General features: G+C 55.2%; 15 protein-coding genes and 2 pseudogenes. 8 read left to right on the top strand and 9 right to left on the bottom strand.

What is annotated here, in order from left to right; genetic code table 11:
• Positions 1 to 16: 16 nt before the first annotated feature.
• Both gabD and TU75_RS23765 read right to left on the bottom strand, forming a co-directional pair.
• On the bottom strand, positions 17 to 1468 hold the full coding sequence (gabD, locus tag TU75_RS23770) for an NADP-dependent succinate-semialdehyde dehydrogenase (RefSeq protein ID WP_060550323.1): 1452 nt from the start codon (positions 1466 to 1468) through the stop codon (positions 17 to 19).
• A gap of 42 nt (positions 1469 to 1510) precedes the next feature.
• The gene (locus tag TU75_RS23765) at positions 1511 to 2248 is read right to left on the bottom strand and encodes an SDR family NAD(P)-dependent oxidoreductase (protein WP_060550322.1); all 738 of its coding nucleotides are present in this window, start codon (positions 2246 to 2248) and stop codon (positions 1511 to 1513) included.
• Positions 2249 to 2563: 315 nt separating this feature from the next.
• On the opposite strand from TU75_RS23765, the gene TU75_RS23760 reads away from it, so the two are divergent.
• The 7 genes and pseudogenes from TU75_RS23760 (at position 2564) to ltrA (ending at position 10498) form a co-directional block, all read left to right on the top strand.
• Complete coding sequence (locus tag TU75_RS23760; protein ID WP_060550321.1) at positions 2564 to 3655, top strand: ABC transporter ATP-binding protein; 1092 nt, start codon at positions 2564 to 2566, stop codon at positions 3653 to 3655.
• Positions 3656 to 3692: 37 nt separating this feature from the next.
• The gene (locus TU75_RS23755) at positions 3693 to 4721 is read left to right on the top strand and encodes an ABC transporter substrate-binding protein (RefSeq protein WP_060550320.1); all 1029 of its coding nucleotides are present in this window, start codon (positions 3693 to 3695) and stop codon (positions 4719 to 4721) included.
• Between the two features lie 59 nt (positions 4722 to 4780).
• Positions 4781 to 6043, top strand: a complete 1263-nt coding sequence (locus tag TU75_RS23750; RefSeq protein ID WP_060550319.1) for an ABC transporter permease — start codon at positions 4781 to 4783, stop codon at positions 6041 to 6043.
• 5 nt (positions 6044 to 6048) lie between these two features.
• Positions 6049 to 6876 carry an ABC transporter permease gene (locus tag TU75_RS23745; protein WP_231982036.1) on the top strand — a complete coding sequence of 276 codons (828 nt, stop codon included), beginning with the start codon at positions 6049 to 6051 and terminating at the stop codon, positions 6874 to 6876.
• Positions 6877 to 6919: 43 nt separating this feature from the next.
• Positions 6920 to 7669 carry an electron transfer flavoprotein subunit beta/FixA family protein gene (locus TU75_RS23740; RefSeq protein ID WP_060550317.1) on the top strand — a complete coding sequence of 250 codons (750 nt, stop codon included), beginning with the start codon at positions 6920 to 6922 and terminating at the stop codon, positions 7667 to 7669.
• A 2-nt stretch (positions 7670 to 7671) separates the two neighbouring features.
• Positions 7672 to 8604 (top strand): electron transfer flavoprotein subunit alpha/FixB family protein, encoded by a 933-nt coding sequence (locus TU75_RS23735; RefSeq protein ID WP_060550316.1) that lies wholly within the window; start codon positions 7672 to 7674, stop codon positions 8602 to 8604.
• A gap of 471 nt (positions 8605 to 9075) precedes the next feature.
• Positions 9076 to 10498: pseudogene (gene ltrA, locus TU75_RS23730) on the top strand (group II intron reverse transcriptase/maturase).
• Positions 10499 to 10576: 78 nt separating this feature from the next.
• On the opposite strand, the gene TU75_RS23725 reads toward ltrA, so the two are convergent.
• On the bottom strand, positions 10577 to 11947 hold the full coding sequence (locus tag TU75_RS23725) for an aspartate aminotransferase family protein (protein ID WP_060550315.1): 1371 nt from the start codon (positions 11945 to 11947) through the stop codon (positions 10577 to 10579).
• 158 nt (positions 11948 to 12105) lie between these two features.
• Between TU75_RS23725 and TU75_RS23720 the strand changes: the two genes are divergently transcribed.
• Positions 12106 to 12768 carry a GntR family transcriptional regulator gene (locus TU75_RS23720; RefSeq protein ID WP_060550314.1) on the top strand — a complete coding sequence of 221 codons (663 nt, stop codon included), beginning with the start codon at positions 12106 to 12108 and terminating at the stop codon, positions 12766 to 12768.
• A gap of 492 nt (positions 12769 to 13260) precedes the next feature.
• Here the strand turns inward: TU75_RS23720 and TU75_RS23715 are convergent, their stop codons facing one another.
• The 6 genes and pseudogenes from TU75_RS23715 to TU75_RS23690 form a co-directional block, all read right to left on the bottom strand.
• Entirely contained in the window at positions 13261 to 13710 is a 450-nt protein-coding gene (locus tag TU75_RS23715) for a GlcG/HbpS family heme-binding protein (protein ID WP_060550313.1), read from the bottom strand.
• A 90-nt stretch (positions 13711 to 13800) separates the two neighbouring features.
• On the bottom strand, positions 13801 to 16119 hold the full coding sequence (locus tag TU75_RS23710; protein WP_069665426.1) for a molybdopterin-dependent oxidoreductase: 2319 nt from the start codon (positions 16117 to 16119) through the stop codon (positions 13801 to 13803).
• Positions 16120 to 16212: 93 nt separating this feature from the next.
• On the bottom strand, positions 16213 to 16998 hold the full coding sequence (locus tag TU75_RS23705) for a cyclase family protein (protein WP_060550312.1): 786 nt from the start codon (positions 16996 to 16998) through the stop codon (positions 16213 to 16215).
• Between the two features lie 1109 nt (positions 16999 to 18107).
• Positions 18108 to 18371: pseudogene (locus TU75_RS23700) on the bottom strand (LysR family transcriptional regulator); the annotation flags it as partial.
• A gap of 120 nt (positions 18372 to 18491) precedes the next feature.
• Entirely contained in the window at positions 18492 to 19241 is a 750-nt protein-coding gene (locus TU75_RS23695; RefSeq protein ID WP_060550310.1) for an SDR family NAD(P)-dependent oxidoreductase, read from the bottom strand.
• 558 nt (positions 19242 to 19799) lie between these two features.
• On the bottom strand, positions 19800 to 21716 hold the full coding sequence (locus tag TU75_RS23690) for a methyl-accepting chemotaxis protein (protein ID WP_043205934.1): 1917 nt from the start codon (positions 21714 to 21716) through the stop codon (positions 19800 to 19802).
• Positions 21717 to 22134 lie beyond the last annotated feature (418 nt).

The raw sequence follows: 22134 nt of genomic DNA, 5'->3' as shown, positions 1-22134 counted from the left end.
CGACTCCTTCAAAGTCTCAGATACCGCCCAGGCATATGTATTTGATTTCCAGATAATCATCGATGCCGTATTTGGAACCTTCACGACCCAGGCCGGACGCTTTCATACCGCCGAAGGGCGCGGTTTCAGTCGAGATAATCCCGGTGTTGATGCCAATGATTCCGTATTCAAGCGCTTCGGCCACGCGGAACACCCGCGACAGGTCGCGTGCGAAGAAATACGCTGCCAGGCCGAACTCGGTGTCATTGGCCTGCGCAACAACATCCGCTTCGCTGGTGAAGCGAAACAGCGGTGCCAAGGGGCCAAAGGTTTCTTCGCGTGCAACCAGGGCGGTCTTGGGCACGTCCACCATGATGGTCGGTTCGAAGAAGTTGCCGCCCAACGCATGGGGTTTGCCGCCCTGGATCACACGTGCACCCTGGGTGATTGCATCAGCAATATGTTCCTGAACCTTCTCCACGGCTTTTTCATCGATCAGCGGGCCGGTCGTGGTGCCTTCGTCCAGACCATTGCCCAGACGCAGCTTGGCGACGGCAGCCTGTAGTTTTTCGGCGAAGGCATCGTAGACGCTGTCGTGGATATACAGGCGGTTGGCGCAGACGCAGGTTTGCCCGGCGTTGCGGTATTTGGACGACATGGCGCCTTCGACGGCCGCATCCAGGTCTGCGTCTTCAAACACGATGAACGGCGAGTTGCCGCCGAGTTCAAGCGAAACCTTCTTGATGTCTTGCGCGCATTCGGCCATCAACTGACGACCAATCTCGGTCGAGCCGGTGAATGACAATTTGCGCACAATCGGGTTGCTGGTCAGTTCTGCGCCGATGTGCGCGGCGGAGCCGGTTACTACACTGAGCACGCCGTCAGGAATGCCTGCGCGGGAGGCCAGTTCAGCCAGGGCCAATGCCGAGAAGGGCGTCTGGCTCGCTGGCTTGATCACCATGGTGCAGCCGGCGGCTAACGCCGGGCCTGCCTTGCGCGTGATCATGGCGCATGGGAAATTCCACGGCGTAATCGCGGCCGTCACGCCGATAGGCTGTTTGATGACCAGCAGGCGTTTGTCCGGTTGGTGGCCTGGAATAATGTCGCCATAGACGCGCTTGCCTTCCTCGGCAAACCATTCGATGAAGGATGCGGCGTAGGCGATTTCGCCTTTGGCTTCGGCCAGGGGTTTACCCTGTTCCAGTGTCATCAGGCAGGCCAGGTCATCCTGGTTAGCGATGATCAGGTCGAACCAGCGACGCAGCACGGTGGCGCGATCCTTGGCGGTGCGTGCACGCCAGGCCGGCAGTGCCTGTTCGGCGGCTTCGATGGCGCGACGTGTTTCGGCGGCGCCCATTTTCGGCACATGGCCGAGGGTTTCGCCCGTCGCCGGATTATTTACGGCCAGACGCTCTTCGTTGTCGGCATCGCTCCAGACACCGGCTATATAGGCTTGTTGGCGGAACAGACTGTCATCACGCAATTTCATAAAAACTCCGGTTGAACACATCACGGAAAGAGGGGGAACCGATCAGACGTGCTGACCACCATTGACCTGAATCTCGGAGCCATTGATGTAGGAGGCGCCCGAGGTGCACAGAAAATGAATCAGGGAAGCGACTTCTTCCGGCTTGCCGAGCCGACGCATTGGAATATCGCGCTCGACGATGTCCTGGGTGCCGGGGGAGAGGATTGAAGTGTCGATTTCCCCTGGCGCGATAGCGTTTACGCGGATTCCATGGCGTCCGTAGTCGTAGGCCATTTCGCGGGTCAATGCGGACAAGGCGGCTTTTGAAGTGGCATAGGCAACTCCGGCAAACGGGTGAACCCTGGAACCGGCAATGGATGTCACATTGATGATGGTGCCCTGGGCCGCTTTCAATTCCTCGAACAGGCCTCTGGCAAGCAGGGCCGTGGAGAACAGGTTGACGTTGAACACTTGCAACCAAGTTGCGTAATCGGTTTCCAGTACGCCGAGGCGACCGCCTTCGGGGCCCTTGGGGCTCATGCCGGCGTTATCGACCAGCGCGTGCAGCTTGCCATCGCCGAGCTTCTCTTTGATTAGGGCGATGCTCGCTTCAATACTGCCGATGTCTTCGAGATCCAGGTGGATGTGGTTCTCCTGACCATCGGCCCAGGGACATTCGGCCGCCCAACTCTGGCGCGAGGCCGTGAACACGCGCCAGCCGGCCGCATTGAAATATTTAACCGTTGCATGCCCGATGCCTCTGCTCGCACCTGTCAGCAGGAGGGTTTTCTTCTCGCTCATGGTTATCCTCGATCGTTTCGGTTAAGTGATGTTTGATGCATCATGTTGAACTCTGTTGATACTGTCAACTGCTCCTTTTTTACCCCGGTGATCACGCTTATGCAGTGCACGACAGCCCTCAGTGCACTGCATGAGTGCCGCACATCTGTGTGTTTGTTGATTTCTCCTCTCGCCGCACAGCTCCGCCGAATCTGGCACATATTATGCTCTCGTAGTGAAGTATAAAACATGATGCATCACGAATGGAGGTGTGCTTAAAATGGCTACAAGTGATCTGACGCAATTTTTCCAAAACAATAAGATGCAGGTGCAGCCATGAGCAGTGTCCCCCCTTATGTACGCTTTCGAGGTGTGCAGAAGAGCTATGACGGTGAACAGTTGGTGGTCAAGAAGCTTGACCTCGATATCCAGCGCGGTGAGTTCCTGACCTTGCTCGGGCCTTCGGGCTCCGGAAAAACCACCACCCTGATGATGCTCGCAGGCTTTGAAACACCGACCCAGGGTGAAATTCTTCTCGACGGCAAGCCGTTACATACGGTTGCGCCGCATCAGCGCGGCATCGGCATGGTGTTTCAAAACTACGCACTGTTCCCCCACATGACGGTTGCGGGGAACCTGGCCTTTCCGCTGAAAGTGCGGCGGATGAGTGCCGTCGATATCGAATTGAAGGTCAAGCGGGCGTTGGACATGGTGCAGCTCGGCCATCTCGCGCAACGCTACCCCGCGCAACTCTCCGGCGGGCAACAGCAACGCATCGCGCTGGCGCGTGCATTGGTGTTCGAGCCAAGCCTGGTGCTGATGGATGAACCGCTGGGCGCGCTGGATAAACAACTGCGTGAACAAATGCAACTCGAAATCCGCCGCCTGCATCGCCAGTTGGGGTTGACCGTCGTATTTGTTACCCACGACCAGGCGGAAGCACTGACCCTGTCGGACCGCGTCGCGGTGTTCAACGATGGGGTGATTCAGCAGATCGACACGCCCAAGGCGCTGTATGAGCACCCCTGCAACTCGTTCGTCGCGCATTTCATCGGTGAAAACAATGCCCTGCCGGGCACCGTGGTTTCGGTTTCCGGCGCTGAGTGTCGTGTGCGCCTGGCGGACGGTTCCGAGGTGGGGGCCCGCGCGAGCACTGCGTTAAGTGCCGGTGAGCCGACATCCCTGTCCATCCGCCCGGAACGCATTGCGCTGAATGTGCCCTCCGCCAACAGCCTGTCGGGACGTATCGAAGAATTGATCTATCTGGGCGATCACGTGCGGGTGCGGCTCAACGTCGCCGGGCACGAGGCGTTCACCGCAAAAGTGCCCATCGCGGACATGCATGACGACTGGCTGGCCGGCCATACGGTACCGGTCAGTTGGTTCAGTCACGACGCCAGTGCGCTCGATCCCTTGGTTCACCACTAAAAAAGCGTTGTTCAAAACACTGCTAAGGAGCGTTGCCATGTTCAAGAAAATTGCGGTATTGGCGTTGATGGCCGGGGCGGCAAGCCAGGTGCAAGCGCAACAACTGACGGTCGTGTCGTTCGGCGGGCTGAATAAGCAAGCCCAGGAAAAAGCGTTTTACCAACCCTTCTCCAAGGCGAACAACGTCGATATTGAAGCGGGCGAGTTCAATGGCGAAATGGCCAAGATCAAGGCCATGGTCGAGACCGGCCAGGTCGGCTGGGATGTGGTGGAGGTGGAAAGCCCGGAACTGGTGCGTGGTTGTAGTGAAGGGCTGTTCGAGCCTCTGGATTGGTCAAAGCTGGGCGACAAGAAACAGATGATCGACTCTGCCGCCAGCGAATGCGGCGCGGGCATTTTTATCTGGTCCACCGTGCTGGCCTACGATTCGACAAAACTCGCCAAGGCACCTGCCGGGTGGGCGGACTTCTGGGATGTGAAAACCTATCCTGGCAAACGTGCGCTGCGTAAAAGTGCCAAGTTCACCCTGGAAATCGCCTTGCTCGCTGACGGCGTTTCACAAGGTCAGCTCTACACCGTGTTGGCCACGCCCGAAGGCGTCGACCGTGCCTTCAAGAAGCTCGATCAACTCAAGGCGAACATCCAGTGGTGGGAGGCCGGCGCTCAGCCCATGCAATGGCTGGTGTCCGGTGATGTGGTCATGACGTCGGCCTATAACGGACGCGTTACGGCAGCCCAGAAAGAAGGGCACCCGTTCTCGATCGTCTGGAACGGCAGCCTTTATGACATGGACAGCTGGGCAATTGTCAAAGGTTCGAAGAACAAGGCGTTGGCCGAGAAGTACATCGCGTTCGCCAACCGCCCCGAAAACCAGAAAGTGTTCGCCGAAACCATCCCCTACGGCCCGACCAACACCTTGGCGATCGCGCAGATCGACCCCAAGGTACGCGGTGATCTGCCCACTGCTCCCGCCAACCTCAAAGGCGCTCGCAGCGTGGATACCGATTTCTGGATCGAACACGGTGAAGAGTTGGAGCAACGCTTCAACGCTTGGGCAGCGCAGTAACCTGTCATCACCGGCTTTACGTGCGTGAGGCCGGTTCCGTCTTATACCTGGAGACCAGCATGTCAGAAGTCAGCCTGACGGCTATCGATCATTCAACCGATAAGAATGCCTCGCTCAAGCAGCGCTTGCTGCGTGCCGAGGGCTCTTACCGTAGACGATCCATGCTGTTGATTGCGCCGCTGTTGATCTTTCTCTTGATCAGCTTCGTGTTACCGATTGGCAACATACTGTGGAAGAGCTTCGATAACCCTGAAGTTGTCAGAGCGTTACCCACCACGCTGCTGGCGTTGCAGGGCTGGGACGGCGAGAGCCGCCCGGATGAGAAAGTCTTCGTGGCGTTGGTCAAGGACCTGAAAACCGCCAAGGACGAAGGGCAGATTCCATCGCTGATCAAACGCCTGGGTTATGAGGATGGACGTTATCGAACGCTGCTCACAATGGCGTTGCGCAAGTTGCCGGATGACGGCGTCGAGTCCACCAGCCGATCGTTGATCGCACAGTCGACGCTGTGGGCGGAGCCGAGCACCTGGCGCAGTATTCAACGCGCGGGGCGTACGCTGACAGCCTATTACGTGCTGGCCGCCTTCGATCATCAGGTCGATGCCCAGAGCGGCAATATCGTCGAGCTGCCCAAGGGGCAGGCGCTGTATCTGTCGGTGCTGATGCGCACGTTATGGATGGCCTTGGTGGTCACACTGCTGTGTGTGCTGTTCGGCTACCCGGTGGCCTACTGGCTGGCCAAGCAACCGAGCAGCCGCGCGAACCTGTGGCTGATCATGGTGTTGTTGCCGTTCTGGACCTCACTGCTGGTACGCACCGCGGGCTGGATTGTGCTGCTGCAGAACGGCGGGTTGATCAACCACTCGATGATCGCACTGGGGTTGATCGATCAGCCGCTGCAACTGGTATTCAACCGGGTCGGGGTGTACATCTCCATGACCCACATATTGCTGCCCTTTGTCATCCTGCCGCTGTATGCGGTCATGAAGGGCATCTCGCCCAACTATGTGCGTGCGGCGGTTTCACTCGGCGCACATCCTTTCCGGGCGTTCTGGTCGGCGTACGTACCGCAGACATTTGCCGGCGTCACCGCTGGCGCGCTGTTGGTGTTCATCATGGCGATCGGGTACTACATCACTCCCGCGCTGCTGGGCGGTCCGGGTGATCAGATGCTCAGCTATTTCGTCGCGTTCTACACCAACACCACCATCAACTGGGGGATGGCCGCTGCGCTGGGCAGCCAGTTGCTGATCATCGTCCTGCTGCTGTATTGGGTGTATTCGCGCGTCACCCGTCCAGCCAACCCCGCCCAGCGTGCATGAGGTGCCTGATGAATCATCATTCCACACTGATCGAGCGCTTATGGGCGCCGATCTTCAGCGTGTTCAGCATCAGTATGCTGATCTTCCTGGTGGTGCCGATCCTGGTGATCGTGCCGCTGTCGTTCAATGAAGGGTCGTTTCTCAGCTACCCGTTGAGCGGTTTTTCACTGCGCTGGTATCAAGAGTTTCTCGGTTCCCAGGAATGGATGCGGGCATTGCGCAACAGCTTGATCATCGCTCCCGCCGCCACGTTGCTGGCGACTGCGCTGGGAACCCTGGCAGCGGTGGGGCTGGCCCGCGGCGAATTCCGCGGCAAGGGGCTGGTGATGGCGGTGCTGATTTCTCCAATGATCGCGCCCCTGGTGATCATTGCCGTGTCGCTGTATTTCTTTTTCGCACAGTTGAACCTGCTTAACAGCTACCTCGGCCTGGTACTGGCGCATGCCGCGTTGGGCGTGCCCTTTGTGGTGATCACCGTGGCGGCGACCTTGCAGGGCTATGACCGTAATTTTTCCCGCGCAGCGGCCAGTCTCGGGGCGCCCCCCTGGTTCGCGTTTCGCAAAGTAATGCTGCCTTTGATTGCGCCCGGTGTAATCAGCGGCGCCTTGTTTGCGTTTGCCACGTCCTTCGACGAGGTGGTGGTGACCCTGTTTCTGGCCAGCCCCGCACAACGCACCTTGCCGATGCAGATGTTTGGCGGTATTCGCGAAAACCTGAACCCGACTATCGCGGCGGCTGCGACCCTGATGATCGCTGCTTCTGCCGTGCTTTTACTGTTGATGGAGTGGTTGCGCCGACGCAATGAAAAGCTGCGTGGCGCGAGTCCCACCTGATCCGTTATTCCGACCCCCTGTGTTGTGATCACTGAGGTAATTGATGAAGATCCTGGTCTCTATAAAGCGAGTGATCGACTATAACGTCAAGGTTCGCGTCAAGGCGGACAATTCCGGCGTCGACCTTGCTAACGTCAAGATGTCGATGAACCCTTTCTGTGAAATCGCCGTGGAAGAAGCCGTACGCCTGAGAGAGAAAGGCGTGGCGACCGAAATCGTCGTGGTTTCCATCGGCCCGACCACCGCCCAGGAACAACTGCGCACTGCCCTGGCACTGGGCGCCGACCGCGCCATCCTGGTCGTGTCCGCTGAAGAACTGACCTCCCTGGCCGTGGCCAAGCTGCTCAAGGCCGTTGTCGACAAGGAACAGCCACAGCTGGTCATCCTCGGCAAACAAGCCATCGACAGCGACAACAACCAGACCGGCCAGATGCTGGCTGCGCTGACCGGTTACGGCCAGGGCACCTTCGCTTCCAAGGTTGAAGTGAGCGGCGACAGCGTGGCAGTGACCCGCGAGATCGACGGCGGCGCGCAGACCGTTTCCCTGAAACTGCCGGCCATCGTCACCACCGACCTGCGTTTGAACGAGCCGCGCTACGCGTCCCTGCCCAACATCATGAAAGCCAAGAAGAAGCCGCTGGAGTCGCTGACGCCAGAAGCTCTAGGCGTTTCTACCGCCTCCACCAACAAGACCGTCAAGGTTGAAGCGCCGGCTGCACGCAGCGCGGGCATCAAGGTCAAGTCGGTGGCTGAACTGGTCGAGAAACTGAAAAACGAAGCGAAGGTAATCTAAACATGACTATCTTGGTAATCGCTGAACACGACAACAAGGTGCTGGCCCCGGCCACGCTGAACACCGTGGCCGCCGCCGTTAAAATCGGTGGCGATATTCACCTGCTGGTCGCCGGTGAGGGCGCAGGCCCGGTGGCTGAGGCCGCTGCAAAAATCGCTGGCGTAAGCAAAGTGCTGAACGCCGACAACGCCGCCTACGCGCATCAGTTGCCGGAAAACATTGCGCCGCTGGTTGCAGAGCTGGGCAAGGGCTACAGCCACATCCTGGCCGCCGCCACCTCCAACGGCAAAAACATTCTGCCACGCGTTGCCGCGCAGTTGGACGTCGACCAGATCTCCGAGATCATCTCGGTCGAAAGCGCCGATACCTTCAAGCGCCCGATCTACGCCGGTAACGCCATTGCCACCGTGCAATCGACCGCCGCGATCAAGGTCATCACCGTGCGCGCCACCGGTTTCGATCCGGTCGCCGCTGAAGGTGGCTCGGCCACTGTTGAAGCCGTCTCCGCCGCCCACGACGCGGGTACTTCCAGCTTTGTTGGCGAAGAGCTGGCCAAGTCGGACCGTCCTGAGCTGACCGCTGCCAAGATCGTCGTTTCCGGCGGGCGCGGCATGCAGAACGGCGACAACTTCAAGCACCTTTACGCCCTGGCCGACAAGCTGGGTGCAGCGGTCGGCGCTTCGCGCGCGGCCGTCGACGCAGGCTTCGTACCCAACGACATGCAGGTCGGCCAGACCGGCAAGATCGTCGCGCCACAGCTGTACATCGCGGTCGGTATCTCCGGCGCGATCCAGCATTTGGCCGGTATGAAGGACTCCAAGGTGATCGTCGCGATCAACAAGGACGAAGAAGCCCCGATCTTCCAGGTGGCGGATTATGGCCTGGTGGCGGACTTGTTCGAGGCGGTGCCGGCGTTGCTGAGCGAGTTGAACTGAGGCCAGCAAAAACAAAAAAGGCCTGGTTCACACCAGGCCTTTTTTACTCGTGCGCCAGGCATGGCGCGTTGCGCGCAAGCGCAACCAGCTTGGCTGTGGTGGCCTCGCTGATGACTTGGAGGTGAAAGTCCTCTACACACCCGGCAAGGGGAAGTGTTAGCCAGAGGCAAGGGTGTCGCAGGTGACCGCGAATCTGAAGGAAGCCCGAGGCAAAATGCTGGCCTGACGAACAGGAAGCGGATAGAGGCGGCGCAGCGGGGTAAAGGGGCGTGTTTCCCTAAAGCCCAATACTTGCACGGGACGCTGCGACGTAGACAGGCATAAGCAGGAAGGTCGCGCGAATTACCCTGGGAGATCTGCACGTTTGCCACAGTGCTACCGAGCGTCGAGAGGCGACGGGATGAACGTGCAGAAGTCAGCCGAGGCCGTAGTAAGTGGCGGATAACCCCGTCACCAAGGGCCGAACAAGTTATGCCGCCAGTAGGCGTCAAAGTCTCGTTGAATACCGAAATGCAGAAATTTCTCCAAGAGAAGACTGTTACTCCGAGTCCCGGACAGTATCCGAGGATGACGGCTGACAGCGCACAGGTATCGGCGGCGTCTGTGACGTGGACGAACGCGGAGCCGGACACGCTGATGGAGCGGGTGCTTGCACCCGCCAACCTCAGACGTGCGTACCAACGCGTAGTCAGCAACAAAGGCGCGCCGGGTGCCGATGGCATGACGGTCGAGCATTTGTCAGGTTACGTGAAACAGTATTGGCCGATCCTCAAGGTTCGGTTGCTGGCCGGTGAGTATCACCCGCAAGGTGTGCGTGCCGTCGAAATCCCCAAGCCCAAAGGCGGGACAAGGCAGCTGGGCATCCCCAGCGTCGTGGATCGCCTGATCCAACAGGCTCTGCTGCAACAGCTCACGCCGATCTTCGACCCTCTGTTCTCGGATTACAGCTACGGCTTCCGTTCGGGTAGAAGTGCTCACCAAGCCATCGAAACTGCCCGTGCCCACGTGGCGGCGGGTCACCGCTGCTGCGTGGAACTCGATCTTGAGAAGTTCTTTGATCGGGTCAACCACGACGTGCTGATGGCCTACATCGAGCGTCAAATCGAAGATAAACGTGTGCTCACGCTGATCCGTCGCTATCTCGAAGCGCGAACGATGTCAGGTGGACTCGTCAGCCGACGGCAGGAAGGGACGCCGCAAGGCGGCCCGCTCTCGCCGTTGCTGTCGAACATTCTGCTCAACGAACTCGACCACGAGCTAGAACGACGGGGCCATCGTTTCGTGCGCTATGCCGACGACGCCAACATTTATGTGCGCAGTCGTCGCGCAGACGAACGGGTGATGGTCAGCGTTGAGCGTTTCCTGAGTCAGCGCCTGAAACTGACGCTGAACCGGGGAAAAAGCCGAGTAGCCGGGTCGTGGATGTGTGATTACTTGGGCTATGGGATGAGCTGGCATCAACAGCCAAGGTTGCGAGTGGCAACGATGAGCCTGCGTCGCTTGCGCGACCGACTCAGAGAGCTGCTGCGCAGAGCGCGGGGCCACAAGATGGCGAGTGTCATCGAGCGGATAAACCCAGTGCTGCGTGGCTGGGCAGGCTACTTCAAGCTAAGTCAAAGCAAACGGCCACTTGAGGAAATTGACGGCTGGGTGCGTCGCAAGCTTCGCTGCGTCGTCTGGCGTCAATGGAAGCAGCCCTCAACGAGGGCGCGTAACTTGATGCGCCTGGGGCTTGGCGAAGCGCGCGCCTGCATATCGGCGTTCAATGGTCGTGGCCTATGGTGGAGCTCAGGGGGCATCTCATATGAATCAGGCATTGCCGAAGAAACTATGGGATCAACTTGGACTAGTCTCGGTACTGGATACGATAAACCGGCTTAACCGCATAGCTTGAACCGCCGTATACGGATCCGTACGTACGGTGGTGTGAGAGGACGGCGGATGTAAATCCGCCTCCTACTCGATCGTTCACTTAGCCATTGACCCACTTGCTGGTGTCGTCCAGTGCCATGCCGAAGCGATCGACAATGGCCCGGACTTCCGCTTCATTGATGATCAGCGGCGGGCAGAAAGCGATGGCATCGCCCATGTTGCGGGTGATCATGCCGTGCGCCTGGGCACGGCCCGCGAGGTAGCGACCCAGGTTGCCTGGCGCGTCCAGAGGGGCTTTGGTGGCGCGATCCGCGACCAGTTCGACCGCCGCGATCAGGCCGGCTCCACGTACTTCACCGACCAGAGGGTGGTCACTGAAGGTCTGCAACTGACTGCGCAGCAGTTCGCCCATGCTGGCCGCATGCTCCACCAGGTTTTCTTCGTCGATGATTTTCAGGTTTTCCAAGGCTACCGCTGCCGCCACCGGGTGGCCGCCGCCGGTAAAGCCATGGCCCAGCGCACCGAAAGACTTGGTCTGGTCAGCAATGCCCTGATACACGCGGTCATTGAGCAGAATGGCGGAAATAGGCTGGTAGGACGACGACAGTTGCTTGGACAGGATCATGATGTCCGGTTCGATGCCATAGGTCTGGCTGCCGAACATCTTGCCAGTACGCCCGAAGCCACAGATCACCTCGTCAGCGACGATCAGGATGTCGTGCTTGCGGCAGACGCGCTGGATTTTTTCCCAGTAGGTGCGTGGCGGCACGATCACGCCACCGGCCCCCATCAAGGGTTCGCCGACGAAAGCCGCGATGGTGTCCGCGCCTTCCTTCACGATCAATGCGTCAAGCTCCGCTGCCAGGCGATCGGCAAATTGCTCCTCGCTCTCGTGGGGCAGTGCATGGCGGTAGTGGTGCGGGCAGCCGGTGTGCAGAAAGCCCGGCAACGGTGCGTCGAAACCGCGCTGGTTGGCCGGCAGGCCAGTGAGGCTGGCGGCTGCAAGCGTAATGCCATGATAGCCGCCGATGCGGCTAATAAATTTTTTGCGCGCAGGCTTGCCCTGGGCGTTGTTGAGGTACCAAACCAGCTTGATCACGGTGTCGTTGGCTTCTGAACCCGAGTTGGTGAAGAACACCTTGCTCATGGGTACCGGCGCCATGTTGATCAGCTTTTCCGCCAGCTCGATGCTGGGGGCGTGCGCCTTGTGGCCAAAAAGGTGATAGAAGGGCAGGGTCGACATCTGCTTTTCCGCCGCAGCAACCAGCCGCTTATTGCTGAAACCCAGTGCCGCGCTCCACAGGCCGGCCATGGCTTCGATGTAACGCTTGCCGTCTTCGTCGATCACGTACACCCCGTCCCCTCGTTCGATCACCAAAGGCCCCTGTTCCTCGTGAGCACGGGCGTTGGTGTAAGGGTGCAGTTGGTGACGCATATCTTTATCGGCTAGGGAGGAACGTGGTGTGCTCATGATGATCTCGCTATTGGGTGGGACTGCCATTCGAATCATAATGCATGATGCATCATGTTGTGTAGCTGGTTTTTTCCCAATAAAACCGCGATGATGCAATTCGTTGCTGACGGGGAGGTATTTCCCGCCAACTACAGCCTTCCTCACTCGGATCTGAAATGAGCTATCCAATCGGCGAAATAAAACACGCGTATCTCGGCACCAGCGTTTATTCATCGCTGCGCGAAGCGCTGGTCACGGGCAAGCTCAAGCCCGATGACAAACTGCGTATCCGTGACCTCGCCATGCAGTTGGGCACCAGCGTCACCCCGGTGCGTGATGCGATTCTTCAGCTTGCCAAAGAGCAGGCCCTGGTCATGAAGACGCCCAAGGACATTCGTGTGCCTATCCTGACGGTGCAGCAATACCTGGAAATTCGCGCGGTGCGACTGGCGCTGGAGGGGTTGGCCGCGGAGACGGCGGCAACAATGATCACCGACGACGACTTGCAGCGCATCGAGGCCAATATCAGGGCCAACCTTGACGCGATTCATCGAGAAGACATGGCCGAAGCGTTGAAGCTCAACCAGACGTTTCACTTCTTCTTTGCCGAGATCGCCCAGATGCCGCTGTTGCGCGCCTTCCTGGACAGCCTGTGGATGCGCACCGGGCCATTGCTGGCGCTGGCGTACGACCACTTTTCGGAGCAAATAGCCATCGAGCACCACTGGGAAGTCCTTCGGGCATTGAGAAATCGTGACGGTGCTGCAGCGAGGCAAGCGATTTGTACCGATATTCTCGATGGCAATAATATGATGCTGGAATTTATCAAGACTCAATAGCGCTACGGGAGGCTAACTGATAGTCGTAAAACGTGTTGCAGTGTATCGTTGGAAACTGCGCGACATTATGCAAGATGGTCATATTCACGCTGCATTTTAATGCCAGCATGACGCTTGAATTTCAGAGCATCGGGCCTATCGAGCTCCACTAACCAGCGCTATACATTTGGTCGGCCATGGAGGCAGTCTGCTGCGTTTCCTGCTCAGTGGCCTGGCAGATATACTTATCTGCACAGCGCTCAGCGCGTGGATCGCGCTGCATTTGGCGCGACGTCTGTTGAATGTCCTTTTTGCGATCCGAGCTAGTTATTGATTTTGTCTGAAGTTTCTCTCGCTCAGCTAGCAAAGCTCGGTTGATGGGGCCAGTGAATGAATGACCTTGGCCTGTTGAGTCCAAAAGTGATCTGGCGGATTTGTGCTTCTGACAATACCTCGGTCTCCATGAAGGATTTGAGCTTGCAATCGACCTTGAGGTCGAAACAGGGCGTATATTCAGTCGCGTGAACTCCGAGATGTTGAATTAATTCGAGTATCTTTAGCCGGTGACAATGCAGCAGAGCCTGCTTGCGCAACCGATATGTCTTCCTCAGGCTTAACCCCTGAGACACCTATCGCCGCAATGACTTGACCATCTACGATAATGGGAATGCCGCCGGCCAGCGAAGTCAGTTGAGGCGCACTCAAAAACGCGGTGCGACCGCTATTAACCATATCTTCATATGCTTTGGACTCGCGCCTCCCGAGAGCAGCAGTACGTGCTTTTTCCAATGCGATATACGCGCTTATTGGAGCGGACTGATCTAGGCAGACTAGGCCCAATGGATGACCCCCGTCGTCGCAAACGGCGATCGCAACTGGCCACGCTTTGTCTTTCGCAAAGCTGGAGGCCTCTTTCAAGACTGTGTCAACTTCATCATTTGTCAGATAGCTTTTTTGGCGCATGAAAATTTCTCCATGTTTTTTATGCTGTAAGATTAAATCGGAGCTTTTAGCTTAGGCCTCTAAAAGGTTAATTTACGACTGGCTCTAAATTTATGATCTATGTGAAATTCTGGGTAGTTGAAATGCTGTTACAGGTAAATCACCATCAAATCTCTCAACTTGAACAAGCGCAGTTTGAGCGACGGAACCTTGGGCCAACTGTGATGTGCCAATGTCTAGTGTCACGACGTTCGGATTTCCGTGCTTGTCGATAGTGCCAGTAGTTGTTGGATCAGCTGGGTCAAACCAAGCACCTGTTGGTATTGATGCGACGCCATCCAGGATGTTGTCCGTTACTTTGGCGCATGCGAGAAATTCCCCCCGGTCGTTGAAGACCTTAATGATGTCTCCCGTATTAATATCTCGCGCCCGCGCATCCGTTGGAGAAATACTTAATACCTCTTTTCCTTTTCGCTTAAAACTTACGCTTAGATCGCTTGGGTCGAGTTGACTATGAAGCTTTCCTGCCGGTTGATTTGTTAAAAGGTGTATTGGGTACTTTCGGGCAATAGGGCTGTTACGCCACTCCACCGGCTCCAGCCAGCACGGATGAGGAGGACAGTCCTGGTACTTGTATTCAGCAATCGCCTGAGAAAAGATTTCAATTTTTCCTGATCGAGTTTTAAGTGGGTATTTTTTGGGGTCGTTGCAGTAATCCGACAGTAATGAATTTTCTCTGTTGGTTACCGAAAGCGGAAACTCGTACATCCCCAAATCCCAGAAATCCTCGAAAGGCGGCGGCTCATACCCAACATCCATCGCTTTTTGACGCGCGCCTTTGTACATGTGTTCTAGCCAGCCAAACTCATCCCTTCCTTCGGTGTAGCTCTCTCCGAACCCAAGGCGATCTGCCAATTCAGCAAAAATGTCAAAGTCATTACGAGACTGCGCAACGGGCGGGATTACCTGACACATCGCAATCCAGTGCCGCTGAAATTCGGTTGCCAGAATGTCATTACGCTCCATTGAAGTGGTCGCAGGCAGAACAATGTCGGCGTATTTAGCAGGCGGGCTCCACCATGGCTCGTGAACCACGACCAAATCGGGCCGCCGCCACGCATCAACAAAACGGTTCAGGTTTGCATTGTGATGGAATGGATTTCCGCCAGCTGAATAGATTAGTTTGATGTCAGGCATGCGTAATGTCGAACCGTTGTAATTCAACTCCATGCCTGGATTCAGGAGCATGTCAGCGACTCTGCCCACGGGAACGGATATGTCAATCGGGTTTCTCCCCAACGACAAGGTGGGTCGAGGAACATTTCCGGGACGTTCAATGCCTATTCCTGAAACCCCTCCAGGGCCGAGGCTGAAGCCTCCGCCCCGCTTGTTGATCTGGCCTAGAAGGCATGCAAGGACGATGGTCATCCACACGGGCTGTTCTCCATGATCAGCCCGCTGTACCGACCAGGCCGTTGTGATCACAGTGCGTTTAGTTGCCATTTCTCTTGCGAGCGAAGTAATTGCTTCGGTAGATACTCCGCATATCTTCGACGCCCAATACTGATTTTTCGGCACGCTATCAGATTCGCCTAACAGGTAGGCTCTGAAGGGAGCGAAGCCTTCACAGTATTTGTCAACGAACTGCTGATCGTGCCGACCTTCATGTACCAGTACGTAGGCAAGGCCCAGCATTAAAACTGTGTCGGTGTTGGGGATGATCGGCAACCATTGCCCATCGATCTGGCTAGGTGTGTCATCTCGACTAGGGCTGATGTTTATAAAGCGCACCTGCCTCTTGGCGATGGCACCGAGAAGTCCGTCTGTTTCGTGCATCACAGCACCGCCTGGATCGATTTGCATGTTCTTGGAGTTTGCACCTCCGAACATGACGACCAGTTCTGTATGCTCAGCAATCTCTCTCCATGGAACGACTATAGAGGTTACATCCGAAGAGCCAAGCACGTAGGGAGCTATGTGCATCGCGGCGCCAAAACTGTGGTTGCCGGCTTTATCTACGTAGCCTCCGAATTGACCCAGGAAGCGCTTCAGTACGCTTGGTGAGTGATGAAGGCGGCCCGCGCTAGCCCAGCCATATGATCCGCCATAGATAGACTCGTTACCGTATTCTGTTTTGATTCTCCGTAAGCCTTCTTCCACTAGATCCAGCGCTTCGTCCCAACACACCGGGACAAATGCGTCGCAGCCTCGCATTGCCCGAGAGTCATGCTTTCGGGTTAGGTAGCTTGCTCTGACGTAGGGCTGGTCTATGCGTAGTGGACTTCTCACCATTTGCGGGAGAGATTCCATCATTCGAATGGGAGCCGGATCGTTCGGGAAAGGGCTAACGTCTGAGATGTGGCCATCCTTCACACCGACGTTGTAAACGCCCCAGTGAGACGCTGTTTGAATCCGCTGGTAGTCAGACATAATCAAGTCATACCTCGGATCTGCTCTGAAAGCAGCCATCAGTAGATTGAAGCGAAAGAGCGGTATGGAACCGCTCACCTATCTCGGCAAACGCTAGCGAACGTTCTTTTCGACAAGGGCCAAAACCCGGCATGGGCTCCCGGAGCCTTGTTTGATTTTCAGTGGAGGAGTGATCAACACTGAACCGGTTGGAGGTAGCAGATGGAGGTTGGCCAAGCTAGAAAGACCGAACTTATTGGTGCCATGCATATCGTGATGGCAAGGGAATGGTTTCGCTAATGCGTGAGCTTGGCCAGCGTCCGTACCTACAGGTTCAGTACCCCACCCCATCACATTGCGCTCATTTGCTAGCCATAGTGGTAGCTGAGAGTCAGGGCCTGGTGAGTGCCCACCATCTTCTTTGTGATTCAGGAATGCGTCGGTGTATTGACGTGTAGACCAGCCTGTGCGCATCAGTACCCAAGCCCCCTCAGGGATCCTGCCATGCTTCGCCTCCCACTCTTCAACATCACTGATCGTCAGCAGATAGTCCTCATTATCCCGAACCCGGTCTGATACATCGATAACGCAGGCGGGCGCCATGAGTTTTTGCACCGAGATCGTATCAGTTGCGCCGTCTGGATAATCTTTTCCGGTAATCCAGTGGATAGGTGCATCGAAATGCGTGCCAGTGTGCTCCCCGCAGGAAAAGTTGTTCCAGTACCACAGCGGGCCGCGCTCATCAAATCGGCTGATTTCGTCAATCTTAAATGGTGCAGACTGCCTGAATTCGGTGGGTAGCTGGATTACGGGTGTCCGGGTCTCAAGAGTATGGGTTAAATCTATGATCTCGATACTTTGGTCAGTTAGAGCTTTTGCCAGTTGTCGAAGAATAGCCATTTTTATCTCCTTTATTGGTAAATGGCAGGATCAAGAATCAAACACGTTATTTTTATTATCGGCTGCGTTCCCTAACCAATGCGCATCAGTGTGCAGGCGTATAGGTCGAGTTGATGTCTACAACTGAATGCAAGGTAACGAAAACCTTTCATAACGTAACCGCTTCCCGTAAAGAATATACGATACACAATGTACGTATGCGTCTTATCTGTCTGGAGACTATTTCCTGAATCTGTTGCTGTCAAGTAGTAATAAAAATTTACCGTACTTATCCTTGCACCAAACTTGAGGCGCTATCCCGATAGGGTTTCGCAGTAAAGTCTTAAAAAACAATTGGTTGCGTATACAATTTCAATGGGTTTAGGCTTCTTGGACTTCTTCACGAGAAATGATTATTTAAAATAATTCCATTAAGCGAAATCGATTCTAAATAATTGTTCGGACATACCTACTCCAGACGTCGTTGCGTTAGAAACGCTTTCCTGAGCTTAGTTGATGATGTCAACATTGATTAGAGCAAAATAAGGCTCGATCTTTGGGAGCACACTAACTGCGTTCAGAATCTCTATCTTGCCAATTAGTATGGCTAACTTAAATAAAACCAAAAATCTGCATTTGGTATAAAATAATATTTAGGATAGAGGGGCGAATAGGCTGTGGCCACCTAAGCGCTAAGTTGTAAAGGGTAAAGTATGGATTGGGATACTGATATCTCACTCCGTGCGAAACTCAGGCGAAAAAAAACCGCCTTGGGAAAGGCGGTAAACCAAAGGGTCGATATGCAGGGGCGGGAGGGAGCCCGATGCATCATCGAGACATATAATATAGTTGATCATGATATGGGTAAAATTGATTTGACTGATAAGTAGTATCGATAATTCTTTAAGGTTAGGGCTGCAGCAATCCGTTGCTTGAAACTGAGTGAGTAATGCTCATAAAATAATGACATGGCAGGCTAGGTACGTAGCAGAGATGATCCATGAAACGAATTTAAGCTCTGCAAAAAAAGATTTAAGTACAGTCAATGGATCCGTTACATTAGAGAAGTTCCAGACGTTATCGTAAGCCTTAAAAGGGCTGTGTATTTAGCTAGTCGCCGATTGCAGTGACGAAAGCGCTCTACTCAATTCATCGAGTGCTGGGCTGAGCTCTTCATAGATAAAGAGTGCTTTGCTGGTTGGTTCTATGCTCCTGCCGCCAACAATGAATAGCGGATCTTCCAGTCTGTCACGTAGTCTATTGAGGGCTGCGGTCACAGTCGGCTGACTTACCCCAAGCGATTTGGCTGCACGTGTCACATTCAGTTCTTGCATTACCCGTTCAAAGATAACTATTGTGTTCAGGTCTATCTTTCGTAGTTCCTGTCTGTTCATTGAATGCCTCCTTTATCCAAACTCTGATGCTGTAGGCGCAATCGAGCCTCGCACCCAAATCTCGGATAGGCTCAATGTAGAATCCTGAAAATGCGCCCAAGCAATCAGCGGATATGCTTGCTAGCGGATTCCCCCAGAGGCGTACAAGATTTCTCCTGTAAGCCACTGTGCTTCTTCGGAAGCCAAGAAAAGGGCCAGTGGTGTAATGTCTGCCGGCGTGCCCACACGCCTGAGTGGAGTGCGCTTAACGAAGCTTTGTTCCACTTCGCTTCCGATAATGCCGAGGGTGTTAGTGCCCTCAGTCACGATGAGGCCAGGATTGATCGAGTTGACTCGCACGCCGTAAGGGCCGAGTTCTTTAGAGAGTGTTCGCGTGATCATGTCTACAGCCCCTTTTGAGGCTGTATAAACTAATGAACCTGCGGGAGTTTCTGCAGTTGCGGTAGAACTGATGTTAACAATGCATCCTTTTCGCTGTATAAGCGACTCACGTGCTAACTGGCAGCAATGGATTACTCCCAGAACATTGAGATTGAACATCCTGTGGAAGCTCTCTTCGGTGATCCCTCCAAGGTCATCGAAACCATAGACACCGGCATTATTTACCAAAACGTCGACCTGACCGAAAGCTTGATGACAGGCCGTGAACATCGCTTCAACTTCGTCCCTAGACGCGATATCGGCTTTTACGCTGATGGCTTGGCCGCCATGGGATTTGATGCTATCCACCACTCGCTTGGCGGCTTCTGCATCGGAGGCGTAATTCACAACGACATTCGCGCCTTCCCGGCCAAATCCTAATGCTATGTCTGCACCCATGCCCTTGGAGGCCCCCGTCACCACGACGGTTTTATTCTCAAATCTTTTCATGACGATCAATCCTCATTTTTCCAGAGTGAGTGGAAATGGGTTCCTGGCAGGCCAAGCAAATCGGCCTAGCTGAATGAGCTTCCATGCCTAAGATTGTGCGCTTTTTGCTCAAGGTATCGGTTGCTTCCAAATCAATCGACCATTCCTGCAAATGGAATCGCGTAGGAGACATGTGAGGGTACAGTTTGAAAGGGCTAAGGAGATCTTAAGGAGATAACGCCTTAGCTCTCTAAAGGGCGAGGAGGGCTGGAGCTGGCGGGTGGCAACCATGCATTTCCATTCAGCTCACAACGCTTTGGACTAGGAATACAGGGCGTAATGTTGTAAGCGTCTGCCAAAGTCACCTTGTATGACTCAGAACGGTATAAGCAGTCCTTCAGAAAGCCGTAGGACGGCTGATAATCCATGGCCTGACCTCATCCGGCGTCATGAAAAGCCTCGTTTATCGCGTTGAGCAAAGTAGCCCTTATAGGCGCGTCACCCTCTCACCTACCAATCCTCAAATACCCGAAAGTCATTCTCTCGGGCATTTGAGCATCCGGTAAAAAAACTTGTAACTCAGTTCACCTTGAACCGTCCCACCAGCCCCTGCTGTTGCTCGGCCAAGCGGGCTAACTCGCGGCTGGTGACGGCGGTTTGTTCAGCACCGGCGCTGACCTGGATAACCAGAGTGTTGATGTCGTTTACGTTGCGGTGGATCTCCTCGGCAACCTGACTCTGTTGTTCTGCCGCCGAGGCGACCTGTATGTTGCTGTCGCTGATGGTCGCGATGCCCTCGGCTATTTCTTCTAGCAACTCCCCTGCGCGCACTACGTTGCTCGCGCCTTCTTGAGCCTTCCCTAGAGTTTCCTGCATGGAAGTGGCGGCACGGTCGGAGCCGGATTGCAGATTGGCGATCATCTTCTGGATACTGACGGTGGAATCCTGAGTCTTTTTGGCCAGATTCCGCACCTCATCGGCGACCACGGCAAATCCACGACCCTGCTCACCGGCACGGGCAGCCTCAATGGCAGCGTTCAAAGCTAGCAGATTGGTTTGCTCTGCTACACCACGAATCACATCCAAAACCGAGGAGATGGAATAGCTTTCACCCTTGAGCTCCTCAATGATTCGGGATGTTTGTTCGGCCTGAACCTCAAGCCCTTTGATCAAGCTGATGGTGTTCTCGATTTCAGCCTTGCCCTGCATAGTGCTGGCATTAACGCGCTGCGACATCTCTGCGGCGTCGGTAGTGCTGCGCGCCACGTCTTTGACCGTGGCGCTCATCTCGCTGATGGCAGTGACCACCTGATCGGTGCCTTGACGCTGCTGGACGACGTTATTGCTAGTTTGCAGGGCCACAGCCGAAGACTGCTCGGCGGCGGTCGCGACCTGCGCCGTGGCACTCCCGATCTCACGGATCACTTCACCGATCTGTATGGCCATGTTATCCAGGTTACGCGAGATCTCGCCAAACTCGTCTCTGCCGGTGTAACGGGTTCTGGCAGTTAGGTCACGCGTGGATAGCGAAATAAGGGTGCGGTTCACGTCGACCACAGCGATTTTGATATTGCGAATAATCACCGAAGCGAGCCACAGCACCGCAATCAACATCAGAATGACGGTGGCTATTGCGACATACAGACTGCGCTGGGCATCGGTACGCGCGACATTGGCTAGGCTCACGACCGTCTGGCCCAGTTCAGCCTCGACCTGAGCCATCATGTCGATACGGCTGGTGGAAAGGTTGAACCAGTCTTCGGGTTTGATATTAAGCGGATCGCCTAGAGGCGTATCAAATCCGAGTTTTTGCAGGCGAGCTACATCGACGGATGCGGGCTGTTGTAGAACCGCATCCAGCTTATTTTTGAACACGGCAGGAGCCCAGCGTTGAAAGGCCTCGAAATAGCCGGAGAACTCGCCCATGTTGCGGCTGAAACGTGACAACAGCGGCGCATCAAAACGGTTTTGGTTGAATGCCAGGCCAAGCAGTACACGCTCTCGACCAGAGCGCTCTTTCATGTCTACGAACTGATTGAGTGAACTCAGCCCACGCAGGATTTCCGGATCCTCAATGCTGGTTTCCAGTGAGTAAGAGAAGCCGATCAAATTTTTGATAAGATCGGTGAATCGGGTGCCGGACTCGCCGTTATTGATTGCGAGCGTGTCCACCTGCTGACGCAGTCCGGCCAAACCATCAATTGCGCGCAGCATCTTGTCAGGCGCGATAAGACCCTCGGTCGATTGCGCATGCATCGCGCTCACCGCACGGTCGGTTTCTTGGCGTAAGACTTTCAACTTGTCCTGCATCGTCTTACCACCGCTGCCCAGAAACACGCCGCTTGCGCCGCGCTCACGCTGGATAGTGGTTACTACGTCACTGAGTTTCTGCGCGGTGCCGGTAGCGGTGACCGCTCGGTTCATCTCGCTCAGTGTCTCTCGTTTGTCAGCTACAAAAATCCCGGCGAAGACCAGAAAGCCCAACAGGGGAAACATCAAAATAAGCAGTAGCTTTGTACTCAAAGGAGCATTTCTAAGCATGGCAGGCCTCAGGGCTTGAAGATGTTGTTTAAAGCTATCCAAGGCGAACGTTCTATGAAGTCGACGTCTGATAGAGCCCAGGATGGTTCAGTAGTAGCCTGCCGTAGCCAGTTTTTTCTCCGTTCGGAATGTTTCGGCTGAAACCAGCAAAGCTTTACCTGTACCCGTGTATCGATAGGGGCCTAGGTACCGAGTAGGTGGGATCTTTAGCTAGTACGAAGCGTTGACATGGCAAAGCGGACTGCGAAAAAAAAGGTTCTTCACGGAATCCCGGGAAACACAGAAACAAGAACGCCGATTTGATTGATGATGTTCGTGCGAGCAAACACATCTACCAAACCGGCGTTCTTATGCGCGATATTAATACTTTCCT

This window comes from Pseudomonas poae, from assembly GCF_001439785.1.
Classification (GTDB): Bacteria; Pseudomonadota; Gammaproteobacteria; order Pseudomonadales; family Pseudomonadaceae; genus Aquipseudomonas; species Aquipseudomonas poae.
Note: the sequence above shows the minus strand (reverse complement) of the source record. Positions and strands in the feature narration are given on the sequence as shown.

What these genes read in the sequence shown, in the direction of transcription:
- gabD (WP_060550323.1), bottom strand. Translation starts at nt 1,468, where the DNA reads ATGAAATTGCGTGATGACAGTCTGTTCCGCCAACAAGCCTATATAGCC.
- TU75_RS23765 (WP_060550322.1), bottom strand. Translation starts at nt 2,248, where the DNA reads ATGAGCGAGAAGAAAACCCTCCTGCTGACAGGTGCGAGCAGAGGCATC.
- TU75_RS23760 (WP_060550321.1), top strand. Translation starts at nt 2,564, where the DNA reads ATGAGCAGTGTCCCCCCTTATGTACGCTTTCGAGGTGTGCAGAAGAGC.
- TU75_RS23755 (WP_060550320.1), top strand. Translation starts at nt 3,693, where the DNA reads ATGTTCAAGAAAATTGCGGTATTGGCGTTGATGGCCGGGGCGGCAAGC.
- TU75_RS23750 (WP_060550319.1), top strand. Translation starts at nt 4,781, where the DNA reads ATGTCAGAAGTCAGCCTGACGGCTATCGATCATTCAACCGATAAGAAT.
- TU75_RS23740 (WP_060550317.1), top strand. Translation starts at nt 6,920, where the DNA reads ATGAAGATCCTGGTCTCTATAAAGCGAGTGATCGACTATAACGTCAAG.
- TU75_RS23735 (WP_060550316.1), top strand. Translation starts at nt 7,672, where the DNA reads ATGACTATCTTGGTAATCGCTGAACACGACAACAAGGTGCTGGCCCCG.
- TU75_RS23725 (WP_060550315.1), bottom strand. Translation starts at nt 11,947, where the DNA reads ATGAGCACACCACGTTCCTCCCTAGCCGATAAAGATATGCGTCACCAA.
- TU75_RS23720 (WP_060550314.1), top strand. Translation starts at nt 12,106, where the DNA reads ATGAGCTATCCAATCGGCGAAATAAAACACGCGTATCTCGGCACCAGC.
- TU75_RS23715 (WP_060550313.1), bottom strand. Translation starts at nt 13,710, where the DNA reads ATGCGCCAAAAAAGCTATCTGACAAATGATGAAGTTGACACAGTCTTG.
- TU75_RS23710 (WP_069665426.1), bottom strand. Translation starts at nt 16,119, where the DNA reads ATGTCTGACTACCAGCGGATTCAAACAGCGTCTCACTGGGGCGTTTAC.
- TU75_RS23705 (WP_060550312.1), bottom strand. Translation starts at nt 16,998, where the DNA reads ATGGCTATTCTTCGACAACTGGCAAAAGCTCTAACTGACCAAAGTATC.
- TU75_RS23695 (WP_060550310.1), bottom strand. Translation starts at nt 19,241, where the DNA reads ATGAAAAGATTTGAGAATAAAACCGTCGTGGTGACGGGGGCCTCCAAG.
- TU75_RS23690 (WP_043205934.1), bottom strand. Translation starts at nt 21,716, where the DNA reads ATGTTTCCCCTGTTGGGCTTTCTGGTCTTCGCCGGGATTTTTGTAGCT.